Source organism: Aquirufa sp. OSTEICH-129A, from assembly GCF_054558355.1.
Genome location: NZ_JBPXKC010000002.1, coordinates 153,569 through 174,391 on the forward strand (window position 1 = coordinate 153,569; position 20,823 = coordinate 174,391).

General features: G+C 39.3%; 13 protein-coding genes. 7 read left to right on the plus strand and 6 right to left on the minus strand.

Going from position 1 to position 20,823, the window contains the following annotated elements:
• Positions 1-173 precede the first annotated feature (173 nt).
• The 3 genes from SKC36_RS04530 to SKC36_RS04540 are packed head-to-tail and all read left to right on the plus strand — an operon-like array spanning position 174 to position 3,033.
• Entirely contained in the window at positions 174-1,004 is an 831-nt protein-coding gene (locus SKC36_RS04530) for a ThuA domain-containing protein (RefSeq protein ID WP_459454497.1), read from the plus strand.
• Positions 1,005-1,034: 30 nt separating this feature from the next.
• Entirely contained in the window at positions 1,035-1,868 is an 834-nt protein-coding gene (locus SKC36_RS04535) for a sugar phosphate isomerase/epimerase family protein (protein WP_459454389.1), read from the plus strand.
• Between the two features lies 1 nt (position 1,869).
• Positions 1,870-3,033, plus strand: a complete 1,164-nt coding sequence (locus tag SKC36_RS04540; RefSeq protein ID WP_459464927.1) for a CPBP family glutamic-type intramembrane protease — start codon at positions 1,870-1,872, stop codon at positions 3,031-3,033.
• Between the two features lie 362 nt (positions 3,034-3,395).
• Here the strand turns inward: SKC36_RS04540 and SKC36_RS04545 are convergent, their stop codons facing one another.
• Positions 3,396-4,259, minus strand: a complete 864-nt coding sequence (locus SKC36_RS04545) for a bile acid:sodium symporter family protein (RefSeq protein ID WP_459454387.1) — start codon at positions 4,257-4,259, stop codon at positions 3,396-3,398.
• 162 nt (positions 4,260-4,421) lie between these two features.
• Here SKC36_RS04545 and SKC36_RS04550 point away from each other — a divergent pair, with 162 nt between their 5' ends.
• Positions 4,422-5,711, plus strand: coding sequence for a purple acid phosphatase family protein (locus SKC36_RS04550; RefSeq protein WP_459454386.1), 1,290 nt, complete (start codon positions 4,422-4,424; stop codon positions 5,709-5,711).
• 161 nt (positions 5,712-5,872) lie between these two features.
• On the plus strand, positions 5,873-7,234 hold the full coding sequence (locus SKC36_RS04555) for a Gfo/Idh/MocA family protein (RefSeq protein WP_459464929.1): 1,362 nt from the start codon (positions 5,873-5,875) through the stop codon (positions 7,232-7,234).
• A gap of 143 nt (positions 7,235-7,377) precedes the next feature.
• Here the strand turns inward: SKC36_RS04555 and SKC36_RS04560 are convergent, their stop codons facing one another.
• Both SKC36_RS04560 and SKC36_RS04565 read right to left on the minus strand, forming a co-directional pair.
• Complete coding sequence (locus SKC36_RS04560; RefSeq protein ID WP_459464930.1) at positions 7,378-8,940, minus strand: RagB/SusD family nutrient uptake outer membrane protein; 1,563 nt, start codon at positions 8,938-8,940, stop codon at positions 7,378-7,380.
• A gap of 29 nt (positions 8,941-8,969) precedes the next feature.
• Positions 8,970-12,101, minus strand: a complete 3,132-nt coding sequence (locus SKC36_RS04565; RefSeq protein WP_459454496.1) for a SusC/RagA family TonB-linked outer membrane protein — start codon at positions 12,099-12,101, stop codon at positions 8,970-8,972.
• A 501-nt stretch (positions 12,102-12,602) separates the two neighbouring features.
• Here SKC36_RS04565 and SKC36_RS04570 point away from each other — a divergent pair.
• Positions 12,603-14,036, plus strand: a complete 1,434-nt coding sequence (locus SKC36_RS04570) for a Gfo/Idh/MocA family oxidoreductase (protein ID WP_459464932.1) — start codon at positions 12,603-12,605, stop codon at positions 14,034-14,036.
• A gap of 290 nt (positions 14,037-14,326) precedes the next feature.
• Here the strand turns inward: SKC36_RS04570 and SKC36_RS04575 are convergent, their stop codons facing one another.
• Together SKC36_RS04575 and SKC36_RS04580 are read right to left on the minus strand one after the other, a co-directional pair.
• Positions 14,327-15,550 carry a L,D-transpeptidase family protein gene (locus SKC36_RS04575; protein WP_459464934.1) on the minus strand — a complete coding sequence of 408 codons (1,224 nt, stop codon included), beginning with the start codon at positions 15,548-15,550 and terminating at the stop codon, positions 14,327-14,329.
• Between the two features lie 113 nt (positions 15,551-15,663).
• Positions 15,664-16,401 (minus strand): sulfite exporter TauE/SafE family protein, encoded by a 738-nt coding sequence (locus tag SKC36_RS04580; protein ID WP_459464936.1) that lies wholly within the window; start codon positions 16,399-16,401, stop codon positions 15,664-15,666.
• Between the two features lie 140 nt (positions 16,402-16,541).
• Here SKC36_RS04580 and SKC36_RS04585 point away from each other — a divergent pair, with 140 nt between their 5' ends.
• The gene (locus tag SKC36_RS04585) at positions 16,542-17,429 is read left to right on the plus strand and encodes a DUF4382 domain-containing protein (protein WP_459464938.1); all 888 of its coding nucleotides are present in this window, start codon (positions 16,542-16,544) and stop codon (positions 17,427-17,429) included.
• Between the two features lie 64 nt (positions 17,430-17,493).
• On the opposite strand, the gene SKC36_RS04590 is transcribed toward SKC36_RS04585, so the two are convergent.
• Complete coding sequence (locus SKC36_RS04590) at positions 17,494-20,802, minus strand: glycosyl hydrolase (RefSeq protein WP_459464940.1); 3,309 nt, start codon at positions 20,800-20,802, stop codon at positions 17,494-17,496.
• Positions 20,803-20,823 lie beyond the last annotated feature (21 nt).

Here is a 20,823-nt window from a genome sequence, read left to right on the forward strand (position 1 = left end):
ATCCTAGATAAATTTTAGCTAAAGTATTCATTGTTTTGTTAAAAAACATTTAGTTTTGAATAATACACAAACCTATACAGGTGATTGTTCAAAGAATCACCTATTAAATTGTTACTATGAAATTCAACCTTCGCCTCGGGCTACTTGTATTGCTACAAATAGGCCTTTTTTCTATGTATAGCTGGGGAATCGCCCCTAACCTAAAAGAAAAATCAAAAGCTAAAAAACCGCTGATTGTATTTGTGGCAGGAGACCATGAATATAGCGGAGAAAGCACTTTGCCTTTGTTGGCCGATATTTTAGAAAAAAATTATGGATTTCGCACGAAAGTTCTAAAATCATATCCAGATCAAAATGCAGAGAAAAATATTCCGGGACTAGAAGCTCTGGCTGAAGCTGACTTAGCTGTATTTTTTCTTCGTTGGAGATTATTACCAGCAGATCAAATAGCGATGATTGATGCCTATGTGAAATCTGGAAAACCCGTGATGGGCTTTAGAACCACAACGCACTCCTTCAATTATCCCAAAGGAGATCCTCTAGAATCCTACAATGCATGGGCTGAATCTACCTTTGGAGCGCCTCCAGGATGGGGAGGAAAATCCAAGCATACGCACTACGGACACAATGCTAGTACAGATGCTACCGTAATTCCTTCGGCCAGTAAACATCCCATTTTAACGGGTGTAGCGCCTAGCTTCCATGTCCGCTCTTGGTTATACCGTGTTCTACCTGATTATCCTGTCAAAGGAAGCGAATGGTTAGTTATGGGTAAGGCCGTTAACCCAGATAAAGCAGCTGAAGACCAACCTATCGCTTGGACATGGGTAAACCCATATAAGGGCCGCGTATTCTTTACCACCATGGGGCACCCAGAAGACTTTTCCGTAGAGCCTTTTCAACGATTAATTGTCAATGCAATCCATTGGGAATTAGGCAAAAAAGTACCGAAAAATTGGGCAGGTAAACTTGACATTAACGTTCCATACCGAGGAATGAAATAATAATTTAACGCATAAAATCACTCATTATTTATGAAATATCCCGTTGCGATGAACATGTTGGTTTATGGACCAGACATGAATGAATCACTAATACCTCATTTATCATACATCAAAGAAGTGGGTTATACAGGCGTTGAAATCCCCATATTTGAGACGGATTTAGCCTATTGGAAACCTTGGAAGGAAGAAATAGACCGACTAGGATTGGAAGTATTTACTGTTACCTTTTTAGGGGCTGATCGTAATACTATTTCATCTGACCCTGCTGTTCGAAAAAATGGTATTGACTTCCTTAAAAAAGCAGTTGATGTTACCGCTTATTTAGGCGCAACCTGGTTATCAGGTCCATATCATTCAGCGCTTGGTGTATTTTCAGGAGCTGCTCCTACCCAACAGGAATTAGATTGGTCCAAGGAAAGTATGTTGGATGTAGCGGAGCATGCTCAAAAAATGAAGGTCATCCTAGGTTTAGAATACCTAAACCGATTTGAAAACTATGTCGTGAGCTCGGCAGATCAATTATACAGTTTGGTCAAGGCTATCAATCACCCGAATGTCAAAATCATGTTTGACACTTTTCATGCGCATATTGAGGAGTTCAATACGGGAGAAGCGATGATTCGGATTGCTGATGAGATAGGCCATTTCCAATTATCAGAAAATACCCGTGCTACCTTAGGTGAAGGACAAGTACATTGGGCCAATGTATTTGAGAGTTTGGATAAAATGAACTACAAAGGTTGGTTGGTAGTGGAAGCCTTTACACCGCTACTTCCAGCTGCCTGCATCTGGCGTAAAAATTATAGCACCGAAGAAGAGTTGATACTGAAAAGCTATCAACATATTCAAAAATTCATTGGCTAATATGAATAGCTACGCAAAATCAGTGCAACAAGGGGGCATCATGACAGCGATTGTCTTTGCCATTTTTTTATATTTAAACCAAGATGTCCCCGGCCAAGAATTACTGATTTCTAGTGGCTATTTCTTTATTTTGTACGCCCTATTGTTTACTATAGGTAGGCCGGCAGTCATTGATAAACTACAAGATATCATTCAGGATAAAAAAGAGAGGGCGCTGTTAGTTCCTCTCTTTTTATTTTTTGTACTTATCAGCCATTACCTATTTCATGGCATTAATCCATTTATTGGAAGCTCAGGCCTGTACTTCTTTTTATGCCTTTTCCCTACCCTGGCTTTTCTAGCTTTTCCTCGAGTAGAAGCCTCATGGTCCGATTTAATTATTCTTTTATTGGTATTAATACCTTCTACCATCATTCACTTTCCAGGCAATAGCGATATACCCTGGGATACTGACGGTTTTAGTTCCGTTCAAAAAATCACCTTGATTTTAGGAGCTGCCTATTCATTTACTGTGGTAAGAAAATTGCCCGATGTAGGCTTCTATCCAAGTTGGAATTGGGCCAATCTAAGCGTGGCCTTAGGTTCTTGGTTATCATTCCTTGGATTTGTGTACATCATGGGAATAATATGGAACTTCAATATCTCTCAACCTTTTGAAAATTTTGCTTGGATATTGATTCCGGCAGCCATTCGTGAACTCATTCGAGTTTATATTGGAACAGCCCTTTTTGAGGAATTATTTTTTAGAGGCTTAATTCAAAATATTTTGGCTAAGAAAATTGGCCTAAAATCCAATTGGAAGGCTTATTGGACTTGGTCTGCTATACTTTTTGCCATATTAAGTTGCATCACAGGATTTGCCATGTACAAAGATTTGTTCTGGTTTCCTGGACTAATCAGTATTGCGCTTTTTGCTGGAGCTTATTTCTTAGAAAAAAATCAGGTGGCCAAAACAGGGACATACACTTCCTTAGCCATTACAAGTATGTTTTTTGGTTTAGTACACTTCCATGCTGGATCCGTCATTTTTGTAGGCTTAGCAAGCGTGGCAGGTTGGGCCTATGGCTATACCTACATCAAAACCAAGAATGTTTTTTATGCCGCATTAGTACATTGCCTAGTCAATTGTTCTGAGTTCTTATTTTCTTTGCATAGTATCAAATAAGCCAAAAAAATCAGGGCGAACATCTTTCGACATCCGCCCTGACTAGTTTTCATAGGTTAGAGGTTTATTATAAAATCGTAAAGGTGGTTATCATTTTATTCCTCCAATTTAATAGGAAGACAATCCATAAATAAGCTGTGCTGAACCCAAGTAGGAAGAATCAAAAACCTACAATAAGACACATGCACATGTTGAACACAAGAACTTTATGTAATCTCTAGCGAAATTTTCGATTTTTGAGCAGAAATAAATTTCATATCGAATAGTTCGGTGAAACACGATACAAAATAAGAGCATAAATCAACTGAAGAAGTTAATTATACTTTCCAAAAAGTAAACTATTCTAGCAAAATCAAGGAAAATTACGCTTCTTTTCTGCCAATATTGACCAGATATCCAAATATTGCCGCGGTAAAAAACATCAAAAGACTGTAAATCACCGGCGGGATACTCATGGTACTATTTCCTATCACGGTCAGGGCTATGAAAATGGCTAATGTGCCATTATGAATCCCAATTTCCATTCCAATAGCAATGGCTTGTTTTTTACCTAACTGAAAAAACAAAGGCACATAATAACCAATGGCCATGCTAGCTATATTTAAGGTCAAGGTAGCAAAACCCACCGCTTTAAAATCATCCATGATGTGGCTTTTTTCCTTTAGAATGGTCAATACTATAACCAAGATTAAAAAGATAGCTGAAGCTATTTTAACAGGCTTATCGAGCGCTGCGGCTACTTTGGAAAACTTGGATCGAACAAGCATGCCAATAGAAACGGGTAAAAGTACGATCATGACCACTTCCATCACCTTGGAAAATTGGAGTGGCACATATTGATCCGACTTCATGAATTGCTTCATGGCAAAATTCACTATAAGGGTGATGGAAAATACTGAAATTAAACTATTTAGGGCTGTCAAGGTCACATTCAACGCAACATCACCCTTAGAAATATGCGAATATAAATTAGCTGTTGGTCCACCCGGAGAGGCCGACAATAACATTAATCCCACCGCCAGTTCGGGTGAAAGCCCAAAGCCCAAGGCAATAAAATAACAGATTATAGGAAGTAAAATCATTTGACAGAACAAACCAAGCACAACTGCTTTAGGGAAAGTAACTACTCGTTTAAAATCCTCTATTTGTAAGGAAAGTCCTAATCCCATCATAATGATGGCAAGGGCGAGAGGAAGAAGAACTGTGGATAAAAAATTGGCTTGCATGGCTTTATAGGTTTAGAATATTGAACTAATATAATAAATTTTTGCATTGAATTAATATGACTTAGCTTATAGCATCTCAAGATTAAGCAAAATTTAACCTTGACATCATCTCACTTGGATATAAATCGGTAATATTGTGTATACAAAAACCTATTACATAACATGAAAAAACAAGTTTTTTATTTATTGCCTCTGCTTTTTTCCTTGATTTTTTGTTCCGCCTCCGCACAAATTGTCCGAGGCCCCTACCTTCAAAGTATTAGCCCTAATCAAGGTATAATCCGATGGAGAACAGAGCAAGCCACAGACAGTAAGGTCATCTATGGCGAGAACCCTCAAGAACTGAATAAAGTGGTGGCCGATAAGCAAGCCGTAGTGGACCATGAAGTCATCATTAAAGGCTTGAAGCCCAATAAAAAATACTATTATACCATTGGAGATTCTAAAAACATGGAACCAGGATCAGCTAAAAGGTTTATCCTGACTGCTCCAAAATTAGGTTCTACCCAAGCGGTAAGAATTTGGGCTCTGGGTGATTTTGGTTCTGGTTCAAAAAACCAATTGGAAGTAAAAAATGCGGTAATCAATTATACCAAAAACCACCGTCCTGAGGCTTGGATTTGGTTGGGAGATAATGCCTATAGCAAAGGATTGGATGAAGAATACCAAAAGAAAGTATTTCCTATTTATCAAGAGGACTTTTTTCAAAATTTAAATTTATATCCAGCACCGGGTAATCATGATTATGCGGGAAAGCATGATCCTTCAGAGCCGCCATATTTCAAGATATTCAATATGCCCGTACAGGGTGAATTGGGAGGAGTCCCATCCGGAAATGAGTCCTACTATTCGGTCAATTATGGACAAGTGCATTTGGTGTCTATTGATTCTGAATTAATGGAGCCATCTGGTTTACAGGTCATGGATGGAAAAGGTGCTCAATTTGAGTGGCTGGAAAAGGATTTGGCAGCGAATAAATTACCTTGGACTATTGTCTACTTCCATAAACCACCCTATTCTAAAGGTTCCCATGATTCAGATACAGAAAAAGACATGGTGAAAATGAGAGAACATGTAAACCCTCTATTTGAAAAATACAAGGTGGATATCGTGATGGCAGGACACAGCCATGTCTATGAACGTACTTATCCTATGCGAGGACATTATGGCATCAATGCTACTTTTGACCCCGCCAAGCATATTGTGGAAAAAACCATAGCTCCTAACCAGTATGTGGTAGGTAAAGAAGGCCAAGGCGTTATATACATCGTGAATGGCTCCGGCGGACAGTTAGGCGGTCAAAGAGATGGTTATCCTTTAAAATCGGCCATTTACTCCAACAATAAGATAGGTGGCTCGATGATTTTAGATATCACGAAGACCAAATTAGAGGCTGTTTGGTTGGGTGCAGATGGGGAAATTCATGATCAATTTTCCATTACAAAAAAATAATGTGAAACGGGGATAAATTAAATGATTACCTCCTTGCCAATTTATCCCCGTTTAATAAAAACACCAGAAATACTCACAGAAAAGTATAAATTATTCCTCTTTTTTTTCTATTATTAGAGATATGAAAATTTCTTAAGAAAGGAATTAAAATCTCTAAACGAATGAAAAACAAAAATCAATTAGATTCTAGAAGACGCTTTCTTCTAAAGGCCGCCACGGCCGCTATGGCAGCTCCTGTTTTATTAGGACAGCCCCTAAGAGCCGCTTCTGCTAGCGGTCGTTTGCAGCATGCTTGTATTGGAGTTGGTGGAATGGGTTGGGGCGATCTCCAAAATTTTAAAAAACATGGCAATGTCGATATTGTAGCGATATGTGATGTGGATGAACGAAATTTGAAAAAGGCGGCCGATTTATTACCCAATGCACGAACGTATACAGATTGGCGTGAAATGTTCAAACAAGAAAGTGACAAAATAGATTCGGTCAATGTCTCTGTTCCCGACCATAACCATTTTGTTATTGCGATTGAAGCCATTCGTAGACGCAAGCATGTTTATTGCCAAAAACCCATGTGTCATGATGTAGCTGAAGTTAGAATATTAACATTAGAAGCCACAAAAGCAGGTGTAGTGACACAATTGGGTACCCAGGTGGCATCCACCTCTGGAGATCGTACAGGAGTGGAAATTTTAAAATCAGGAATTATTGGTAAAGTAAAGCATGCTTATTTATGCTCCAATAGACCAGGAGCGGTGGCCAAATACCGGCATGTAGGTCCACGCCCAACTGAAGGAATTGAAAACCCACCAAGCCACTTGCATTGGGATAATTGGATAGGCACAGCACCGATGCGTCCTTACGTGCCAAACATCTACCACCAAGCGATTTGGAGAACCTGGCAAGACTTTGGTACTGGCTGGTCGGGAGATATTGGTTGTCACATTTTTGATGCTGTTTGGAAAGGTTTAGGGATGAAAAATCCTATTTCTGTGGTGGCTGAAGTACAAAAATCTTGGCAGGAATCACCTGCAAGAAGAGCAGATACGTGGCCACAGGGAAATCACATCACTTGGACGTTTCCTGGAAATGAGAAAACAGAATCAGATACATTAACCGTAGAATGGTTTGATGGTGAATTTTATCCTCCAAAGGAAATTAGAGCATTATTTTCAGAGACTGATTATCCAGCTGAATCGGCTATGATTATAGGAACTGAAGGGGCTTTATTAATTCCGCATCAAAAAATGCCGGTATTGTTACCAGAAGCAAAATTCAAATCCTATACCCCACCTATCAAACCAGATAGAAACCATTACCATCATTTTGTAGATGCTTGCCTAGGAGGAGAAAAAACAGAATCTCATTTTGCTCAATCTGGCCCTATGACAGAAGCCGTTTTATTAGGAACTGTAGCTATCCGTGTACCTGATCAATTATTGGTTTGGGACGCCAAAAAAATGAAATTTCCTAATTACCCAGAGGCCAACAAATACATTCAAAGAAAGTACAGAAAAGGCTGGTAAAACTGAGTAAACTGTTCAAATTAAAAGCGTAATGCCACCCGGTATTGCGCTTTTTTTATTCTATGAATACAGGCTATACATCCCATTAAATAAAAAAAAGAGGGCAATGTTGCCCTCTTTTTAATGACTCAAATCTAAATTAACTATTGTGGATAGCCCGGGTTTTGAGGTTTCAAATTCGGGTTATTCAACATTTCTTGCTTTCCTAAAGGAAGCAATAAGTGTTTTTCTTGTAAAGGTTGGTTTGAGCTCAAGTTAATATGACCAACAAAATTGTCAAATTTATTTGTTTTCTCATTGTATACTTTACGTAAACGAACCATGTCAAACCAAGTAATTTGCTCATAACATAATTCATGCCAACGCTCAATCCATACAGCCTCTCTAAAACTAGAGGTAGTATAACTTCCTAAACCAGGAGTTTCTAAAGTCGCACGATCACGGATTCTCTTGAAAGCGTCATAAGCAGCTTGAGTTGGACCACCAACTTCATTTTGCGCCTCTGCATAATTCAATAAAACTTCTGCGTAACGAATTTGAGGAACATTTAGGTTATCTAAACGAGTACCTGCTACACCAGCAGAACCATTCGCTTTCTGATTAAAATGTTTGAAAACATAAGGAGCTCCTAATTCAAATGGTGCACCATTACCATTGGTGAAATAGCTGGTGTAGAAATAACCATCTTGATTCTTAGCTCTTAAATCTCCTTTTTCATATGAGTTATAAAAAGCAATGGTAGGAACTGAACTACCCGTTCCTCCAGGACCAGCAAAGGTTACTGGCTTAAAGTTAGGGAAGAAATTACCCATGAAATTACCTGCAACTAAGGTATTGCATTGAATCATGAATAAATGCTCTACTCTGTTTTTCAAACCTTCGGTGTGAACATCCTTGTAGGTTGGAAACAAATTAATTACTGATGGATTTGCGTTGGCATAAGTGATTACTTCCAAAGACTTATCAGCAGACAATTTGTAATAAGCCGCTCCTTTGTTCAATGGAAAACCAGCCATAGTTAAGTACACTTTTCCTAACTGGGCTTTAACCGCAGCCATACATACTCTTCCACTGACATCCATCCAAGGCAAACCAGATTTCTCTGCTTCTAATAAGTCATCTACGATCAACTTATATACGCTTTCTGTGGAAGCTCTTGAAGGTAAGAAATCTTCTGAACCAGCCGTTTGTGGTTTGGTGATTAAAGGAATATCTCCCCATAATCTCACCGCTTGGAAATAGGCCCAAGATCTTAAAAAACGTGCTTCACCTAAGATTTTCTTCTTTTGGTTTTCATCCATCGGAGTGATCGGTGGCACTTTCTCTAAAACTTGGTTTGCTTGAGCAATCACCTTGTATAAACCATTCCAGTAGTTCACTACGTGAATCGTGTTAGGGTCATGAACCAATCCGTACAAGTTATTTAAGTCAGAGTTTTGAGCTGTCTCCGTAGTAGAAGTACCTGTCAAAGCCTCTAATAACTGCCAGTTAGATGAAAATATACCTGCACCACCACCCATGAATCGAGTATCGGCATACACAGAAGCTAAGGCAGCTTCAGCATGATCAGGAATTTGATAAAAAGCATCTGGTGTTAGATTGGATGGTGCTTTTTCCACCAAGAAATCTGAACAACCAAACTGCCCCAATAAAAGCACCCCACCTAGGGCTACCTTCTTTATTTTGGAATTTATTTTGAATTTCATAATACGTTTCATTTTTAAATTTTCCTTCATTAAAATGCTACCTGTAATCCTAACATGTAAATCGTAGGCTTAGGATAGTTGTGCCAAATCATACCTTGTGAGAATGCTGAGTTTCCACCACCTTGGTTGGTAGGAGTAACCTCAGGATCGCCAACAATCGGATCTTTTACTAAAAGGAAGAAGTTTTGAGCAGTTGCATATACTCTCAAACGACTCAAATTCAATTTGCTTGCTACATTACTTGGTACGTTATAACCTAACATTAAGTTTCTACCACGTAAGAATGAACCATCTTTGATCCACCAAGTATCTACGTTAGTCACATAACCAGCACGTGTATCGCGAATCTCAGCAATCATGGTATTTTGGTTCGTTGGAGTCCAAGCATTTAATACAGAAGTGTAACTATTGGCTAATGCTTGACGGTCTTCACTTGGGTGAAGGTTCATCAACATAACTTCATTTCCATAGTTAAACTGCATCTCAAGGGTTAAATCAAAGCTCTTATATTTGAAAGAGTTTGAAATAGCTCCCCAGAAATCAGGACTACCATTTCCAATAATCGAACGGTCAGCATCTGTAATAGCACGGTCTCCGTTGAAGTCCTTGTACTTGATATCACCAGGTAAAATTTTCAAACCATTTCTATAAGAAGTCCATTTTGCGGCTTCTTCAGCTTCTGCTGTACCCCAAATACCCAAACGAGTTAAACCCCAGAAAGAACCTACTGGCTCACCAATACGAATGATGTTCGTTGGGTTAGTAAAGTTAGGTCCACCCACGTTGAAGATATCAGATGGAGTCGCTAAGGTTAACACTTTGTTGCGGTTGAAAGAAATATTAAACTGGGTATTCCACTGGAAATCTTTGGACTTGATGTTTGTTGAATTGATCGAGAATTCAAATCCACGGTTCTCCATAGAACCCACATTTCTACGGATAGTAGCATAACCTGATGTTTGAGGCACTGGAGCATCTAACAACATGTCGGTCGTCAAACGGTAATAGTAGTCCGCCTCGATATTAACTCGTCCACCCCATAAACCCAACTCGATACCGAAGTCAGTCTGTGCCGTTTTCTCCCATTTTAAGTCTGGGTTAGCTAATCTAGAAATACCTGTTCCAGATACACGACCATCATTGTAAACAGCAGAGTAGTTGGAACTCAATAAAGAAAGAGATGAGTAAGCTGGGATTTCAGAGTTACCTGTTAAACCGTAACTAGTTCTGATTTTCAAATTTGAAATGGTTGAATTTCCTTTTAAGAAATCTTCCTCAGATACTCTCCATGCTAATGCTCCTGATGGGAAAATAGCAAATTTGTAGTTCTCTCCAAATTTAGACGAACCATCCGCACGAGCAGTACCAGTTACTAAATACTTATTCTTAAATGTGTAATTAACACGTCCGAAATAAGAGTTAAATGCAAATCTAGAAGCACCTGATCCTACTGTTGGATTCACAGCTCCGGCACCTAAGTTATTGAAACCAAAATAATCCGTAGCAAATCCATTCACACTTGCTCCAATGTTGAAGAAGTCTGTTTGCTGCCATGAAAGACCCAATAAAGCGTTCAATGAATGATTTTCGTTGAAATCTTTGGTATAAGTCAAATAGTTCTCTAAAGACCAAAACGTTTCTGTTTGGTTAGTAGCTGAAGCATTTCCTTGTCCACCGATATTCAAGGTTCTTGTTTGAGATTGATTATTTTCTTGAGTCATGATGTTGGCTCCTAAAATAGTTTTCATCTCCAAACCTTTCATGAAGGTAATGTTAGAATAAACACTTCCTGTAGTTGTTTGCGTATTTAAGATATACTTACGTCCCATTAAACGGTGAACTGAACTCATCGTTCCTTCCGCAAAAGGGAAATCACGGTTGTTAGCATAAGTACCATCCGCATATTTTACAGGAAGGAAAGGGAAATCTTCCACAATCTGTCTTGAAACCGCATCATTTACGTCAGATAGGTTTTCCGTTTGGTTATTGTATGACAAGGTTCCTCCTACTTTCAACCATCTTTTGATTTGATCATCAATGGTAAATCGACCAGAATAACGCTTCAAATAGGTTGTTTTTATTAAACCTTGATCATCACGATATCCCAATGAAAAGGAATATTGAGTACGGTCATTACCACCGCTAAATCCTAATTGATGATTTTGAGATAATTTGTTTTGAGTTGATTCCTCAAACCAATCTGTATCAAATAATGGGTTACCACTCGCATCAAATACACGTGGATCTGTTCTTCTCAATCTTGGATTTAAATAAGCCCAACGACCTGCAGCCCAACCAGCTGGGTCATATTTAGCCATATTTGCCCACGCTAAATCCTCCACTGCCATGTATTGTTTTGCATTCAATACCTGTGGCTTGTTAGGACCTGCTACATTGACACTGAAGTCAGCATTATAAGTAACGCTTCCTTCACCTGATTTACCTTTTTTAGTTGTTACTAAAATTACACCATTGGCTCCTCTAGCTCCATAAATCGCTGTTGAAGAAGCATCTTTCAATACCTCCACGGAAACGATATCGTTTGGATTCAAGTAATCAATCGCCGAAGTAAACTGGTTCATGTTACCTTGTGGCAACATCACACCATCAACCACATACAATGGGTTATTGGATGAGTTGATGGAACTAAATCCACGTACACGAACCGTGGTACGACCACCAGGACGACCTGAATTAGTACTAACTTGAACACCCGCCATTCTACCAGAAAGTGCTTGGTTTAAGGAAGTAGCTGGGCGCTCCATCAATTGATCTGTTTTGATAGAACTTACAGAACCCGTTAAATCCGATTTTTTCTGAGTACCATATCCAATCACGACAATCTCGTCCAAATATTTGTTATCCGGCTTCAAATTAACGTTAATAGATGACTGGTTTCCAACAGTTATTTCTTGTTGGGTATATCCAATCGCGGAGAATATCAACACCGATCTGGAATCACTTACAACAATCTTAAAATTACCACTGGCGTCGGTCATGACTCCTTTGGTAGTTCCTTTGACAACTACGTTAACTCCTGGAATTCCAGAGTTAGTTTCGTCTGTCACTTTACCCGTAACAGTGATATCTGCTACCTTAACATTTTTAATTTCGCTTAGCCTTCCTACCCTCTCTGATAGGGCCGCCTTCGCTGGCAACATACTGAAGCAAGTCAGTGCAATACCCAACATGGGCAAAGCGCTTTTCATGCTCAATTGTCGATACGACATGAGTATTTTTTTTTGCATAGTTAGACCATTTTACTGGTTATTTAGGATTAGTTAATCTGCAATGTTATTAACCAAATACAATTTTTCCTAAAAAAAATGATTAAACGAATGTTAATTTTGTGATGAAAAATTTAAATTACCTGTCAAGTAAAATTCAATAACGAGCTTCTATTTCAAATTTTATTTACTTAACGGCTTGGCATATACGTAAGGTGTAAAAAATCCCCTCTTAAGAATTTTCCATTTTTTTGGTATTTTATTAAAAAAACTTGTCAAAAATCAAAAATTCATACATCCCGTATCGTCAAATTTTGAAAGAAAAATGAGTAGATTCTCTCGCTAAATTGCTTGAAAAGATAATTACCTAAAATAGCCTGTTAACTCGGCCAGGGTATTACATAATAAATAATATATTTGGACAAAAAAGCCATTATGAAAGCCAACCAAGACCGTCGAACCTTCCTGAAAAATACAGGACTACTTACCGCTGCTTCTGCATTTCCGTATATCTGGACTAACTCAGAAAAGCATTCTTCTTTTATACCCAGCAAAAAAGTGGGTGATAAAGTTAATTTAGCCTGTATCGGTATAGGAAACCAAGGTGGCTCGGATGTAATGTCTTTCCATAAAACTGGTTTGGCCAATTTTGTGGCCTTTTGTGACGTCGACATGGGTGCTCCTCAAACTTTAGAAGTACTTAAGAAATTCCCTGATGTTCCTAGATTTCAGGATTTCCGTACTATGTTCGACAAAATGGGAAACCAAATTGATGCTGTAGCCATTGGTGTACCTGACCATGCCCACTTTGCTATCACCATGATGGCCTTGGGTTTAGGTAAACATGTCTATGTAGAAAAACCAATGGCCAGAACTTTCAACGAGGTGGAGTTGATGATGAAAGCCGCCAAGAAACATTCCAAATTGGTAACCCAAATGGGGAACCAAGGACATTCAGAGGCCAATTATTTTCAGTTCAAAGCCTACAAGGAAGCTGGAATTATTAAAGATGTTACAGCCATCACAGCGCACATGAACTCAGCCCGTAGATGGCATGGATGGGATACTAAAATCAAAAGCTTCCCTCCTGCTGAAGCTGTTCCAAGTACCTTGGATTGGGATATTTGGATGGGAGTAACCCAGCCACATGATTACAATAAAGATTATGTAAACGGACAGTGGCGCTGTTGGTTTGATTATGGTTTAGGTGCTTTGGGCGACTGGGGTGCACATATCATTGATACGGCCCACCAATTCTTAGATTTAGGTTTGCCAACTGAAATTAATATGCTGAGAGCAGATGGACATAATCCATATTTCTATCCGCAATCCTCTACCATCTTATTTAAGTTCCCAGAAAGAGCTAACATGCCGGCTGTGGATATTACCTGGTATGATGGTGTCAACAACCTTCCTCCAGTACCACAAGGTTATGGGGTAACCGAGTTAGATCCTAACATTCCACCAGCAAGTAATGGAAAGATTCAACCAGCCAAATTGAATCCAGGTAAAATCATTTATTCCAAGGATCTGACCTTCAAAGGTGGTTCACATGGAAGTACCTTATCCATCATCCCGCCTGAACAAGCTAAAGATATGGCATCTAAATTACCCGAAGTGCCAAAAAGCCCTTCCAATCACTATGCCAACTTCTTGAAAGCTTGTATGGGACAAGAGGAAACTCGTTCTCCTTTTGCCATTGCTGGTCCTTTAAGTCAAGTATTCTCCCTAGGCTGTATGGCTCAGAAATTGAATACAAAATTGATTTTTGATCCTAAAACCAAGCAAATCACCAATAATAAATTAGCCAATTCTTTACTGAAAGGTGCCGCTCCAAGAAAAGGTTGGGAACAGTATTATAAGGTTTAGTTATTAGGGATTAGGGATTAGTGTTTAGGGTTTAGTGATTAGGGTTTAGTGAGAATATATTAGTGAGAATATATTAGTGATTAGGGAATAGGCAGAATTGTCTTGTCCTGAAAAAGGTTGACAGTTAGGTATATTAATAATAAAAAACACTAATTACTAAAACACTAAACACTAATCACTAAACCCTAAACACTAATCCCTAATCCCTAATCCCTAATCCCTAATCCCTAATCCCTAAATCCTAATCAATAAACACTAATCCCTAATCACTAAACCCTAAACCCTAATCCCTATTTATATATATTTTCCAAAAACACCACCTCTCCTTTTTCGTCAAAATCAATAAGGTTGTACCATATAATCAAAGGGGCAATTTTATTGACTTTAATCCACTTGGAGGGAATGTTGTAATAAGGGCCTTCCAACTTCAAAGTATCCATGGCCTTGGAATTGGTTCCCAAGAGTAATTTTCCATATCGAATGGGGTCTTCTAAACGGATGCAACCATGGCTATAAAATCGCTTGGAAGAAGCAAAAAGCTTTTTTTCTGAGGTATCATGAAGATATAATCGATAAGGATTTTCAAAGGGTATTTTCAGTATGCCCAAGGTATTCCAAACACCCGTTTTTTGTCGGAAGGAATAAGGGAAATAATTCTTACTTAAAGCTTTCCAATTAACTGTTTTAGCATCTACAAGCTGATTATTTTTATCCAAAAGGTCCAAATGACTCGCATAGAAATAACGTATGTTCTTTTGTATCTCTGGCAATAACTCCTCCGTGGCAATACTTCGGGGTACATACCAATTGGGATTAATAATCAGGTTTTTAATTTGAGCCGTCAAAACCCTGGTTGGTCTAGCAGGCCTACCTAACACCACTTTCATCTTTAATACCGTCTGGTTTCCCTGATACACCTTCATCTGAGCTGCTGGTATATTCACAACAGTCAGCAAAAGGTTTTTTCTAACATGGTGCAGCCAGCGATAATGATTGGCTGAAAGCGTTAATTGGGCTATTTTGTTTCGATCAGGCACTAGGCTATCCTGTTCAGCTTGTAGCCTAGTCAAAATAGTCTTCACCTCTAAAGATGAATTATTTAGATAGTTAACTAAATTTGCAATTGATTGTTTTTTCAAATAAGCATCAAGCAAAATGCTCACCTCATTTTTCCTTAATTCGAATACATAACCCTGAAACTTAAAATTAGGTCTAGGATTACCAAAACTGAGGTCTTCAAAGAAGGATTGAGCCAAATTTTGAATTTTAATCTCAAGCAGCAAGGAATCTTCAGCACTTCTCCAGCCATGTGGCTGCTGGGCCAAGGTATCTAAGAATCCGTGGGCATAGAATTCTGTTTTTAGGGCGAATTGAGGTGAAAGATGTACTAAACTATCCAAACTTTTAATCGCATGGGGTCTACTTAACCAAGGATAGGGTCTTTGTGCATGAAGTCCCAGGGCAATGAACATCAATGTCCCAAAGGAAAAAATACATGATCGACTTAAATGCATAAATAAGAATTATTAGCCCACAAAAGGCAAGCAATTTACGTGTTTCTGAATTGGAAAAACCGTTTATTCAGCAAGGGAGTAAAAGCTATTGATTCTACCCTTCAGCACAAGCTTTAGGTGAATATTAGCTTGGCACTGGCTATCACAAGACCTATGGCTAGCAAATAGCGTAAAGTAGGTACATTAAACTTTTGACTACCATAATATGATCCTAAAAGTCCTCCAACTATGGTAGCAGCTACTGACCATTGAAAATCATCACTCACTTGAATTCCTCCCTTTTGGATTTGACCATATAAACCTGAAAGGGAATTAACAAAGATAAACAGAGCAGAAACTGCGGCTGTTTGCTTTAAGCTAGCCCAACGCATTAGTAACATCAAAGGGCTCAATATGATACCACCCCCAATACCAATCATGCCCGACAACAAGCCAATAGATCCACCAGAAAGAATACCTGCGAAACTTGAAATAGGCCTTATTTCCTCTTCCTTTTGTCGAAATTGAAAGACTAGGCGGGCAATGGAAATAAGAATGCATAATGCCAAAATCTTCTTGTAAATCGAATCCGACAGCGTCATAGTTCCACCCAAATAAGCCATAGGAACCGAGGCTAGTGCAAATGGCAAAAACAATTTTAGCTTAAAATGCCCAGCCCGATAAAAGCCAATGAATGAAAATAGTGATACCGCCAAATTCATCACCAAAGCAGAGGGCTTCATGATAGCTGGGGCAACCCCCATGATAGCCATGACCGCCAAATAACCACTTGCCCCTCCATGTCCGACCGATGAATAAAGAAATGCGATTATTGCTAAGAATAGGAGTAAAACGACTAAAGAACTCATCATGACTTTGACTACGACAAATTAGGTGATTAAAGAGGCTTATGTGTCTTCAAAAGAGCCTTTAAAAGGACAATTTAGCATTTTTTTAATGAAATTTAACAGGCCATTTTGCGTTACAGAACAAATTTTAAACATATAAAAAAATGAAACTCTCTAATCAACTCTCAACACTTTTAATCATTTCTGCCTTATTTGTTTCCTGCAAAAGCGACGAACTCTCTGATGGTACGGGGAAGCTTGCCCTCTCTGTGACCGATGCACCCATTGATGCCAGCAATGTCAAGGCGGTTTATGTCACATTTACAGGCCTAGAATACCAAAACAGCGGCGGCTCATGGGAAACAGCCACCGACTTCACTAGTCCCCAAGTGGTAAATATCCTAGACCTGCAAAATGGAAAAACGTCTTTATTAGGTAATTATACCTTGAAGGCTGGAAACTACACAGGTTTACGTTTCAAACTGGATGCTCCTACTAAAGGCAGCAATAATCCCAGTAATCCTGGATGTTATGTTGAACTTAGCACAGGAGAAAAAATGCCCTTATTTGTACCAAGTGGTTCACAGTCGGGTTACAAAGCCAATGGAAACTTTTCTGTTCCTATCAATGGAGTCGTGGAGGTAACGGCTGACTTTGACCTAAGAAAATCCATTGTTGTTACGGGATCAGGGAGTACCTATATTTTAAATCCAACCATCAAAATTGCCGTAAATAATCAATCTGGAACAATTTCAGGCTTGGTAAGTAATTTGACTAGCGACAAAAAATATGTCATTTATGCCTACGAAAAGGACAAATACAGCCCAAGTGAGAGTAATGAACCCACAGGTGAAAATGCGCGCTTTGCCAATGCCATTTCAAGTACCAAGTTAAGTGCTTCTGGCGCTTATACTTTGGCTTTCCTAGCTGCTGGAAGCTATGATTTAATCGTGGTTTCAGAGACCTCAGCTGGATTGGTGACGATCGAGAAACAAGTGAGCGCCATCGTAGTCCAAAGTCAAAAGACCACTTCCTTGAATATCGCCCTGTAAAGGAATTTTTTAGCAAAAAAAATCCCCGGTATTTCCGGGGATTTTTAAGCAATCGTTTATCATTTTATTTGTAAATCAATACTTTAACTGGTCCTAACAAACCAGATTCTTCCGTCTGACTGTTGGGCCGTATTAAAGGAAAAGAGGTAAATGTAATCTTATTAGCTCCTGGCTGAGCATCCCCTACTAAGCGATTAACCCAGGAATTAATTACTTTTATTTCGATGGTATTTTTACCCATTTTTAATGGCGATGTAATATCAACTACATAAGGTTTTTTCCAAAGAGTACTAACTTTGGTTCCGTTGACATATACTTCTGCCAAATTTTTCACATCCCCCAGGTCTAGCTTAATACTTTCTCCTCGAGCAATACTCAACAATTCATACTTATTACTGTAGGTTGCCACTCCAGAAAAATACTTAACACCTTCATTCTCATGCTTATTCCATGAGATTAGAGAATTCAACGTAATTTCAGCAGGAGCGCTTCTGTCTTTTTGGAATTGAACCTTCCAAGGACCCTCTATCCCTTGCGTTTTGACAACTTGAGGCTTAGGGTAGCCAAGTTTTAAGGCCTTAGCTTTTTCATCAAAAACAACAAAATAAGCATCCCAAGGACTAAACTCTAAGTTCAATAGGGTTCTTCCTCCTTTGATTTCATATCCAACCTTACTTATTTCTCCCGTTTCAGGGTTCCAAATAGTGGGCACTTTACCCGATACTCGAAATGAAACTTGTGCTGAATTTCCCTGGTCCGAACGACTATTCAACCAATAAATCTCCTTATCCGCCAATGAGCGATGTACATACAATATCTCTGCTTTTTGATTCGAAATTTGGACATCCTCAGCCACTTGTATTTGTTCTAAAATCTGCTTCAAATTCTTCCCAAAATGTACATTTGGCAATTTTTTCAATTGGGCCAATAGACTTGTAAATTCTTGTTCATTATCCGCTAAACTAGGACTGTAGGCTGGAGCTTGTCCAGCAATAGGCACTCCAGCTTGGGCAAATTCCAAGATACTCTTCAAAACAGATAAGGTCATTTGCTGAGCTGTAGGATCTAATACCAATATCGAATATTGACCGCCTTGTGGATTGACCAATTTCCTATTACTGGATGAAATGACACTTTTTAGTGCCGTAGCATTCACAAAATCATATTCATAACCGGCCGGAATCTCTGGCAATGATTTGGTGAAATTGGAGGTAATGTTGGTATTCTCTCCATAGTAATACAAGATATCAGCCACAAACTTCCCTTGCTGTAACATATACGAACTTCGTCCCAAATATTCACCCCAAACATGTGCTTGATCAGCCCAAGTTTCTTGACGGGTGAACCATTGACCAAATGGCCCTAAGGTGAATCCAGGAAATAAATTATCCAAAGGCTGATGCACCGAAGTATGTATGACAAATCGGTTTAAGCCAGAAGCCATTTCAACATCAGCCGTTCTTTTCAAAGTCCCTGGGTGTGGTTTAAATGGATTTCCTACCGTAGTCATGGATTCTGCAGCCACAATATTCTGCCCATAGATATGAGCCACTGAGGCAGATTCTCGAATGTCCGCTCTACTTCTAATCTCCTCGTCAGCTCCTGGCACTAAAGCCCCCGGCTGCCACATAGCAGACATGGGAATATCTGATTTCCTCTTCACATCCATACCATCCGCTAAAAAGATACGTCCCGTTTCATGGGATTCTGTGTAACGTTTCATACCTCTTTGTGCCAAAACTTCTCCAATCAGCTCGTAATGATTTTCAACGATCATTTCACCAATGGTCTTGCGAAAATCCCAAAGAAATTTTTCACTTGATGTTAAATCCTGTACGATTTGACCAACTAAAACAGGTAACCAGGGCTTCATGTCATATCCACGCTTGGATTTAAAAACCTCCATCATAGCGGGTGTCCATGTCATATGACCTGCCTCATAACTATCCAATACCATGTGTGTCAAACCTTGCTTCCCCATCAAATCAGCACCTGTTGCATCTTTATATTGATCCAAGTAATTATTCAAATACCTACTTACCGCATCTTTATCTATTTTATCCACTTCTAAGCCCGTAGCTTCTGGAGAAGCGGGATGGTTTTTCTTACCTGTCAAAGAATATCCAAATCGATAAATAAGCCACTCACCGGCTGGTGCATTCCAACTAAGGCTTCCATCTGACTTCATTTGGCTTGTCAAATCAATGACCTGCTGGGTAGTAGGTCCGCTGGGATTATAGGACATAGGTCCAGGGCTTTCCACCCAAGCTTGAAAACCAGCTTTACCTTCAAATAAATGCACTTTAGGGCTAACATGTACCCTAAATTCAGAGACTTTCGTGCCCTTAGGAGTCATATCAGGACTAGCACCGAATGCGGCCATAAAACCAGGTTCAGGCGCTAATACCTGATACACTAAACGTATAAACTTAGCCTTGATTGGACTGAAAGACAAGGTGGTTTGTGCCGTAATGGTGCCAGGAATGGCTAGTATTTGTTTAAAATTAATGCCATCCATGCTGTATTGAAGAAACCTATTTTCTGGTCCACCCCTAAAAACAGCCAGTTCTCCGTATCCTTCATTGGCAATGGTAACCGCCGCAATTTCCTGAGCCTCTGGAAATTCGTATTGAATCCAAGTTTCCTCCCCCACCTTTTTAGGAGGTAGTAGACTGAAATTATGCAAATCTCCATCATTCAATTGTGCCAATGAAAAATTGCCTCCACTACTCGTTATGGTGGCATTCATACTTTCCCAAGCTTTATCCTTGGAGGGCACAGGATAAGCAATTACCGCATAATCTTGATAATATTCAGGTACTGCAGGCGCTGGTTCAGGAGCCGGACCACCAAATCCTCCGGTTTCCACGGGTGTATTTTGCATAGGGCCTGTGACAGAAGAAGGGGCTGGAATTTTTCCTGAAAAGAGTTTTCCTCCACTGATTCGAGTCTCTGACCATACGTACTTTTTCATAGCATCCGAAGGCTTTACCCAAGGCCCACCCGTGACACTCCATCCAGGAGAACCCGCTATGGCCATTTCCAAATTCTTCTTCTTTGCTAAATCAGCCGTAAACTTGAAGGCATCCTTCCAAGCGGGATTCATGAAGCTTAATTTTTCTTTCACCATAACTGGGGTCATTAAACTAGCATCAAAATTCTGAAACCCACCAATTCCCGTTTTCTCCATCCATTCTAAATCCTTTTGAATTCCTTCCTTACTGATATTCCCATTCATCCAATGCCACCAAACTCGCGGTTTAGCTGAATTAGGCGGGGTCATAAATTCTGACTTCATCGCGTCCTGGGCGATGCTTCCCCAACTCAACAAGAATAATGAAAGTAGGAGTAAAAAATTTCTAGGCTTTACCATGAATAATTCAGTTTTATAGAG